Here is an 8,428-nt window from a genome sequence, read left to right on the forward strand (position 1 = left end):
GTCCCGTCCACGCCGCCAGTGCCGTCGCCCGCCAATCCAGGCAAACTACGCCGCTGTCATGAATAAGCCGGGTTAGCGAAGGCTCGAACAGCTAAAGCGCTTATATACGCATATGACGAAATCGCATTCGAACGAATAATCGCCGCCGTCAGAGCCGCACGACAAAGATCAGGCTTCGGTGAGGTCGACGGCGAAGCTGCCCGCTCTGCGTTCACCAATCTTAGTGAACGCCACGCAGATGCAGCACTAGATGGGCTCTTGGTTGGATCACAGGGGCCTGAAGCTGTCTCCGAGTTGGCCAAAGAGTTGGTCGGCGCGCCTGTCGGTCGCCGCGAATTTATTGCGCTGGTTATCAACCGCTATGAAGCCCGTAAGGGCGATGAAATTGAGCGGATCGCAGAAGATGTCCGCGCGCTGCTTGAAAAGCTTGATGGCGATCACCGAGCAAGTGACATTGCGGCATTCAAAGACGCGCTTCTGAAATGGGATCGTCTAGCACAACCGTTGCAGGTGGCAGACAGCGTCCTTGGGATCGATGAACCGCACTCTCGCGATCTTTTTAGATCGATCCGGGAGCATTGCATCGACCTTGCCAACAACAAATCTCAAAACACCCTTGCGATGGCCATTTTGGAGATCGGCAAGCCCGTCTTTAACGAACTGCCCGATGCGTCAGCTTCAATAGACAAAGACATTTACGCCTTAAAAGACTTAGCGAGAGGGGAGCGCCTTGAAGCTGCGCTCTCTCCCCTGAAGTTATTGGTAGATACGGCGAGCAGAGACTTTGCCAAACTGGGGCGAGAGGTTCGCCTCCCCCGTATTTCGCATCAGCACAAGGCGATAATGGCCGCGCTGGATGAAGCTCTGTCGTCAGGCGATCCTGAAACCTCAGCAATCGCAGTAGCAATGATCCGAGGTTTGGCGATTAAACTAGCCAATGATGTTGAAGATAATTCCGGTGCGCTCGCAATCACTACATCGCTGCTACAAAGGCAAGGACGTCTCCCGTCAGAAACCACAGCGCAACTGCAAAAAGATCATGTCGCATTGGCGAGAAATATCAGCTTTTCGAACATGATGGATGCCCTGAAATCAGGCAACCTGTCCCATGCAAAAACGCTTGCGAATTCTCTGGCGGCAAATGCAGACGGAGAGGAAGCTCGGTCCATTCAGAATATCCTCCATCTCATTTCCGAGCGGCAAAAGAAAAGTCGTAATGGGTGGATATGGACAGCAGTGATTTTGGGAGGAATCGTGGCCATCATAGCACTTTCGGAGAAAAATAGTGGCAGTGTTTCCAACTATGATCCACCTTCTCAATACAATGACACATCGACCGCCGGAAGCGTGGAAAACATATTAGCAAATACGGAATCCAATTCTGAAGAAGCGTCTATAGAAAATAAAATTCAGAACGACGGCGTTGCGGCAGATGACGAAGTTTCAATAAAAGAAAATCGTCCTCCTTTATATTCTATCGGCACATCGTTCGATAGATCACAGGTCAGGTATTGCATGATGCAAAAAGCTAGACTGGAGGCAGCAAATAATGTTTCTGCACGCCCAACAGAGTATAAGATTCAGCAGTTTAATTTGACCGTAGACGACTATAACTCTCGATGCTCAAATTTTCGATATCACAACGATGATATGACAGCGGTGCAGCAAGAGGTGAATGAAAATGCGTCTAGGCTCCGGTCGGAGGGCGAAGCGTTGGTCGATGGAGGATATTGATGCCCGAGCTTGAAACAAGTTTCGCAGCGATGGCTACGGATTACTGGAAGTTATTGCGATCTTTCGAAAAAGTAGCCGCTGCCGCGCCTTCTGATAGCGCCAACCGTCTACTGGCTCAGGCTCGCTTCGCAGCGTCGCGATTGGCGGGGCACCTTGCTGACGCTGGAATGGAGCTTGCGACTTTTGACGGGCAGGAAATCACGCCGACAATCCCCGTGGTGGCCATCAATGCCGATGAGTGCGGCGAGTATGCGCGCACAATCGTTGCGAGCACGGTTGAACCCGCCATCATGGCTGGCGGTCGGGTTTTATTTCAAGCACGGGTCGTTGCGGCCGAAGGGGAAGCATAATGTATCTTGGCATCGATCTTGGCACATCCAACTCTGCGGTAGTCGGCTGTGAGGGAGCCGAGTTGCGCCTATTCAAAGCTGAGGACGGTCGAGATGTTCTCCCCAGCGTCATTCATTTTAGCCGCAGCGGGGCACTCTCAGTTGGCGCTCGCGCCTATGCTCAAGCTGAAATTGCGCCTGACAATGTAGCGCATGGCTTTAAACGTCTTATGGGCACGTCCAGCAAAATTGACCTTCGCGGTGCGGGGAAAACGCTCACGCCGGAAGAGGCCAGTGCTGAGATCATCAGAGCGCTTCTCCGCCAAGCTTCTGCCGAAGTTGGAGCCTCCGTGGTCAAGGGGGTAGTTATTACCATCCCTGCTGCGTTCAACCAGATGCAATCGGAAGCGACCATTCGGGCGGCAGAAATGGCCGGACTTGATCGCGTTGGCCTTCTCCAAGAGCCCATCGCGGCCGCCATGGCCGCTTTGGAAGGGGGAGGCAGAAAAGACGGACGCTTTCTGGTTTACGACCTTGGTGGCGGCACCTTTGACGTCGCTCTGGTCGAAGCATCCTCGGGCGCTGTGAATGTGATCGCCCATGAAGGGATCAACATGATGGGAGGGCGCGACTTCGATCGTGCCATAGTCGATTCGGTCATTCGGCCTTGGCTGAATGAGAATTTCGAAATTCCTTCCGATGCGACCGTTCAATCGAAATATAAGCGCCTTTTTGCTTTGGCTCGATATCGGGCAGAGCAAGCCAAGATTGAATTATCGACCCGCGATGAAGCGCCGATATTCCTATCGGACGAGGAGACGCGGGCCGAGGATGAAGCTGGCAATCCCATCTATGTCGAATGCACACTGACACGCGCGAAATTGGACTCACTGATCATCGAGCGTGTGGACGAAAGCATCGAACTTTGTCGGAAAATCCTCCGCGACAACGGGCTTACGCACGACGACATCGATCGCGTGGTATTGATTGGCGGTCCTTCGAAAATGCCCCTCATCCGTGAACGCGCGGCTCAACAACTTGGCATTGCGGTCGATCTCAAGACCGATCCCATGACGGCAGTCGCTCGTGGTGCAGCCATTTTCGCTGAGAGTCGAGATTGGTCCGAAGCACGCGGGCAACGGAAAAGCACACGTGAAACAACCAGCGCCAAGGGCGACATCGAAGTCCGCCTGCAATATACCGCGCGCGTATCGGACGACCGCGCGAGATTGCGGCTACAAGCGCAGCTTCCGTGCAACGGATATCGCTACCGTATTCTCGGTCCCAAGGGGTTCGATTCAGGGTTTCAATCGTTCAGCGGAAAGGCAGACGCCACTCTTCCACTCGACGCATTGGGAGAAAGCAATTTTAGCGTTGAAGTGATTGGCTCCGACGGAAGGCCCGCTTGCCCGCAACAATTCGTTGTCATCACACGCACTCAGGCCAGTGCCACTGCCATTCCTGCAACACAAACTGTTGCAGTAGAAGCCGCAACTGGGCCGATTTCTGAACGGCGTAATGTGCTTATTCCGCTGGTAAAAAAGGGGACGCCTTTACCTGCCAATGGCACCGAACCATTCAAGCTGCGTGAGGCCCTGACAGGAGACGATGACAGCTTTTTCGAAGCACGCCTGTTTAACCCGGCGGAGGGGGTAGACGATCCCATTCTTGCCCTGCCGATCGGTGCCTTTACAATCAGAGGCGTGGACTTTCTTGACAAGGGAGAGAAGATTCCAGCGGGGTCAATCGTAAACGTGCATTGGAGGATGGACGACAATGGGCTGATCAAATGTTCTATCGAGTTGCCTGACGCAGGTATCCATATTGAAGACAAGAGTTGCTACGTTTCGACGCAGGGTCATCGGAACTTTGATGGTGACGAAGGGAGGGCTCTGGCGGAGGAGCAAATCGCCACCGCAACGGCGGCATTAACAGCAACGGCCGACGCACTCGCCGATCGCAACTCTCCCGAAATTCCCGCTTTACAGCGGCGGCTTGCTCGTCTGGAGGAAGGGTTAGGGAATTCAACTGAGGGGGACGCCCGTCGCCAAGCATCGGAAGAGGCTCTTCATATTCAGCAGGACCTTGCACGCATTCGCAACCGACCTGAAAATCGCAAAGCCGTTTTACTCGCCGAATTGAATGATTTCCAAGATTACATCGATGATCGCCTTCGGTCTTTCGCGCCGGAACTCGCAGCACGGTTTGATGGTCTGGGAAACAATATGCGTGAAGCGATGTCACGAGAAGATTGGAATAAAGCGGGGCAGATTTTCGAGCAGATGCGGAGCCTGCTTTATCGCGCCCTACAAGAGCAGCCTGAGTTTGTGATCGCCCAATTCGCAATGATCGCGCAAGAGCGCTTCGCGGCTCTGGATAAGGCATTGCACGATAAACTGGTTCTGCAAGGGGAGGAGGCCGCAAACTGCAATGATATAGACGGGGTTCGTAATGTAATCCGCCTGCTGCTAAACAACCGTGTTCAGACCAGCACCCCGTCTGCAAAGGTGGCGGTGCTGGCCGGGTTGGTCCGGTAAGCCCGCCTGCTTAACAAGCGGTTATATAGAAGCCGTTTGGCAGCATGCTCCCTTTCAATGGGAGCTGGACACCCGCAAAAACCTCGTAGACCGCCGATGAAACCGGATTTGTTGCGAACACCACGAAGTCAAACAGTGAACATAACAGAATCAAAATCTGTCGCTGGGCACGCCTTCATTTTCGCAGGAGGGTTTTTGCGGGTGTCCAGCTGGCGGGCAATTAGCTTCGCGCTGATATTCGTTTCACCACAATAGCTGCCATTGAAGGCGGGGCTCGCGCCGATGATAAAGATTGTCACGCTTGTTCCGCATTCAACAGCCAGTCCATCTCCGGCCGCCCGTCGTGGTCTGGAAGAAAGATATACCACGCGAAATCCATCACGTTGTTTCTGACCACATCGCCGGAATCGACCTCCCACTGCGGTCGTCGGGGCAAATTGAGCACCAACGCCAGCCCGGCGGTCCGCAGCCACATACTCCGCTTTTGAGTAGACTGCCACCGGGTCGACTGAAGGATGCAGATCGGCCCAGACACATGCATCCTCGCCTTCTGCACGAACTCTACGGCCTTGGTGAAAGGCGGATTCGTGATCATGAAGTCGCACGCCGGTGGGTCAGCCATGGCAAGATAATCGCAGATCGTTGCCTCGCCACAATCAACCAGCGCGGGCATTTCCTCCTCTCGGATGTCATTCAAGAAGTGAGGGCCGGGATTGCCGCGCCGAATGATTTCGCGGATCATGCGACCATCGCCAGCGGATGGATCAAACCCGCGTCCGGTGAACCATTTCGGCTGATAGTCGAACAGCGGCTTGTAGGCATACTCAGGCGTCCGAAACACTTCATAACGCTTGGCGCGAGCGCGGATGCTCTTCGGGGGTGTCGACTTCGCCGGTTTCTTCAGCCGAAGCATGACCGGCGCTTCCTGACCTACACGCGCCAGCGTTCGCGTAACCGTATTATGGGTGACCGGGCCGCCGCGCGATGCACGATGTCCAGCAGCGTTGAGTGCCCTCACCATGTCGCGGATCGGTGCGCCATGCATTTTAGAAATCACTTCCAACAAAGGCCGGGACCGATCATGCGCATCCGCTACGCGACGCTGCTGGCTTTCGACAATACCGGGGCGGAATTTTGTCTTTGGACTAAACGAATTAGGCATCGCCAATCGCACTAAACGAACACAAATTATTGGCAAGTGAGGCGGGAGGCACGGCAACCTGATTGCACCTATATATCGGATCGAGTCCATGACGGGCCGCACGCGATTCACTGGATCGATAATCATGCGCTCATGAACCGGCAGGGGGCATGAAATTTCGCGTCAGGCCGATGACCATGGCCATGCGGGAGGAAGTCTCGGAAGGACGAAATCGTTCGGGACGACCGTTTCGGACCATCCCAAGGCCCGCCGAACATCGCGCTGAATGTCGCTATTGTCGCGCCGTCCCAGCATGGCTGCCAGCGTTCTCCCGATTTCTTCCAGTTCATTTTCGCTGAGGGCAATCGATTGGCTCCGAGCCGAGAGCGCTACCTTGCACAAAAAGGCATACATCCTGCCGCCCGGTGGTGAGGAAAATGCGGCGTCCACAATTTCCGACTTGATGATCGGCGACCCTTCGAAGTCGGTCAGGTCATCGACGGTGCGCAGACCAGCTGGGGGCTGCCAATCACGTTTGACAATCGGAGCAGCCGGAGGGGACTCGGCAACCGGTGGCGCATAGTCGCGGACGATATCATTTACGCTCACGAATCTTCGCCCGTCAGGTGGCGCGTGAAATCGATTATAAGCTCCCTCCCAAGCGCGCGGCTCAAAGAAAATACGGCTCAAATCTTTGGTTTTTGGATCAACTTGACCGATCCATGCCGCGAACGCTGCCCAGACAGTATCCCATTCAAAATCGTAGACGTAGCGATCCAGCGGCATGAACACCCGCAGGCAATGCCGTTCCTCTGTGCACGATGTGGTGGTGCAAACGACATATGCGATATCTGCGGCATCAAGAAATGCGACCAGACCGTCGAACTTCCACGCACCGGGTGTATCTCCCTTGTCATCGATGTCGAAGCCGATCCAATCAGCACCCAGAGCTGCCTCCTTTGATCGGTTTGTGTCGGGTGGATAATCGGCCATACCTATGGCATCAACCTCGACGCGGCCCGGCAGCTTATGTTCCCGAGATGTTGGGATATCTGCGCAGCATCGAAGAACGTCGACGAACTCCTTCCATTTCGGCTCCCAACGCACTGGCCGGAAACCGGGCACTCTTTGGCCTTTCCGTGGACCACTCTTGATGGTCCACGGCCCAAACAGACTGACGATCATACCCGATCTCCTTCAGCAGCGTCGCGCCACCGCCATTGGACGCCCGCCTTCGTGCGGTGCTTTTCGATGCGGTATGGCACCTTTGCCGACTTGATCAGGCGACCAGCTTCCTGCTCCCACGCGGGTTTCGATTTCGGTCGCTGGCCCTCATAGCGATCGCGAAAATATGCAAGATAGTCATTGTAGAGGTCCATTGGGTCGATCGGATTTTGCTCCGAGAGTGCACCTCGGTTGCCTTCGGGGGACAGCAACTCCAACCATGCCTCAACGGGCGACATATATTTGTCTTCCGCTTGAATCGCGCGCAACTGGTCGCGGAAGCCGAGAAGCGGATCGGCATCATTTTCGGACACAGAGCGCCACGCGTCCATAGCATCAACCGTCGCGAGATAATCCCAGTCGGCATCTGTGCGATAGTCGAGGCCGAGGAAGCGCCGAGCGCCGGTTTCGTCCCTGATCAGTTCGGCGATCGACTTGTTGCTCGCGCCGATAAGCGTTGCTCGCTGCGGAACCCTGACTGTGTTGTTCCGGCGCATCGGGCGGCGATCCAGAACATCAGCGGTGATGACATGCTTGACCGTTTCGATGTCCGATCGGTCAGCATATGCCATTTCGTCGACGACCATGACATAGGATGACCAGAGGCCGATATTTCGTTCATCACCGATCGCGCGGAAGTCGGTATCCCGACGAAATTCTGCCATGGGAGCGGTCAGCCAATGTATGAAATAGGTCTTCCCGCATCCCTGCGGGCCGAGCAAAACTGGCATCAGATGATCTTGGACGGGTTGATTGTGCAACTTGCGCTTGGTCTGATGAACGAACTTCATCAACGCCGCTGCCACGAATTCTGGTGACGTTTCAGAGCAGTCGAAACACCGACGGGCTAGCTCGACCCAATCAAACGTGGCCGTAGGCGCAAGATTTTGCCGAATGACATCCAACCGGCTCTTACGTTTGTCCTCGTGCCAGACGTTGATCGCGTCATTGATTGCTTCGCGAGCAAATGGCAGGCGGTGTTCGACTGCGAATACCCGAGCTTCAGTCTGGTATTCCGTAATGATCGAATGGCTGCGAGCGCCCTTGTCGTCGACAAGTGAGATTTGGCCATCGTAGGTCACCAGCGCCTGTCGCATGTCTGCGTATCCACCGACATAGGCGCAGCAGGTCGACGGATAGCTTCCCAGCACGGACGTGACCATACTGCGCGTTCGCGCGGCATTGATTTCGGCGCGAGTGACCACCTTGTTGGCGATCAGCCATTTGAAATATCCATTGCTGACGTCTGCGTCATCCCAATTGACAGGAGAAAATATCATTTCCTGATCAATTTCTTCACCGGCAGTCTTACAGCGGATAATCTCCGCCTTATGTTGATTTATAATTTCAAGATACGACACAGTTCAAAATAACCTCATAGAGAAATGAAGCGCCCCGGGTTTCCAGGAGGCTCCAACTTGTGAGAAGGAGCATCCGTTATGAGCAAGACAACCAACAAATTT

General features: G+C 54.6%; 7 protein-coding genes. 3 read left to right on the forward strand and 4 right to left on the reverse strand.

Going from position 1 to position 8,428, the window contains the following annotated elements:
* Nucleotides 1-294 precede the first annotated feature (294 nt).
* From V2I08_RS19955 to V2I08_RS19965, 3 genes are read left to right on the forward strand one after another with little or no spacing between them, the layout of a single operon-like run.
* Nucleotides 295-1,734 (forward strand): hypothetical protein, encoded by a 1,440-nt coding sequence (locus V2I08_RS19955; protein WP_349636513.1) that lies wholly within the window; start codon nucleotides 295-297, stop codon nucleotides 1,732-1,734.
* Nucleotides 1,734-2,084, forward strand: coding sequence for a hypothetical protein (locus tag V2I08_RS19960; RefSeq protein ID WP_349636514.1), 351 nt, complete (start codon nucleotides 1,734-1,736; stop codon nucleotides 2,082-2,084). The genes V2I08_RS19955 and V2I08_RS19960 overlap by 1 nt, the downstream gene beginning before the upstream one ends.
* On the forward strand, nucleotides 2,084-4,600 hold the full coding sequence (locus V2I08_RS19965; protein ID WP_349636515.1) for an Hsp70 family protein: 2,517 nt from the start codon (nucleotides 2,084-2,086) through the stop codon (nucleotides 4,598-4,600). Before V2I08_RS19960 ends, V2I08_RS19965 begins: the two co-directional genes overlap by 1 nt.
* A 128-nt stretch (nucleotides 4,601-4,728) precedes the next feature.
* Here the strand turns inward: V2I08_RS19965 and V2I08_RS19970 are convergent, their stop codons facing one another.
* From V2I08_RS19970 to V2I08_RS19985, 4 genes are all read right to left on the reverse strand, one after another.
* A complete protein-coding gene (locus tag V2I08_RS19970) occupies nucleotides 4,729-4,899 on the reverse strand; it encodes a hypothetical protein (RefSeq protein WP_349636516.1) in 171 nt (56 codons plus the stop codon).
* Nucleotides 4,896-5,762, reverse strand: a complete 867-nt coding sequence (locus tag V2I08_RS19975) for a hypothetical protein (RefSeq protein WP_349636517.1) — start codon at nucleotides 5,760-5,762, stop codon at nucleotides 4,896-4,898. Before V2I08_RS19975 ends, V2I08_RS19970 begins: the two co-directional genes overlap by 4 nt.
* Before the next feature lie 162 nt (nucleotides 5,763-5,924).
* Nucleotides 5,925-6,926, reverse strand: a complete 1,002-nt coding sequence (locus V2I08_RS19980; protein WP_349636518.1) for a hypothetical protein — start codon at nucleotides 6,924-6,926, stop codon at nucleotides 5,925-5,927.
* The gene (locus V2I08_RS19985; RefSeq protein WP_349636519.1) at nucleotides 6,923-8,326 is read right to left on the reverse strand and encodes a VapE domain-containing protein; all 1,404 of its coding nucleotides are present in this window, start codon (nucleotides 8,324-8,326) and stop codon (nucleotides 6,923-6,925) included. The genes V2I08_RS19980 and V2I08_RS19985 overlap by 4 nt, the downstream gene beginning before the upstream one ends.
* Between the last annotated feature and the right edge of the window lie 102 nt (nucleotides 8,327-8,428).

The organism is Sphingobium sp. MK2 (assembly GCF_040170545.1).
Classification (GTDB): Bacteria; Pseudomonadota; Alphaproteobacteria; order Sphingomonadales; family Sphingomonadaceae; genus Sphingobium.

What these genes read in the sequence shown, in the direction of transcription:
- V2I08_RS19965 (WP_349636515.1), top strand. Translation starts at nt 2,084, where the DNA reads ATGTATCTTGGCATCGATCTTGGCACATCCAACTCTGCGGTAGTCGGC.
- V2I08_RS19975 (WP_349636517.1), bottom strand. Translation starts at nt 5,762, where the DNA reads ATGCCTAATTCGTTTAGTCCAAAGACAAAATTCCGCCCCGGTATTGTC.
- V2I08_RS19960 (WP_349636514.1), top strand. Translation starts at nt 1,734, where the DNA reads ATGCCCGAGCTTGAAACAAGTTTCGCAGCGATGGCTACGGATTACTGG.
- V2I08_RS19980 (WP_349636518.1), bottom strand. Translation starts at nt 6,926, where the DNA reads ATGATCGTCAGTCTGTTTGGGCCGTGGACCATCAAGAGTGGTCCACGG.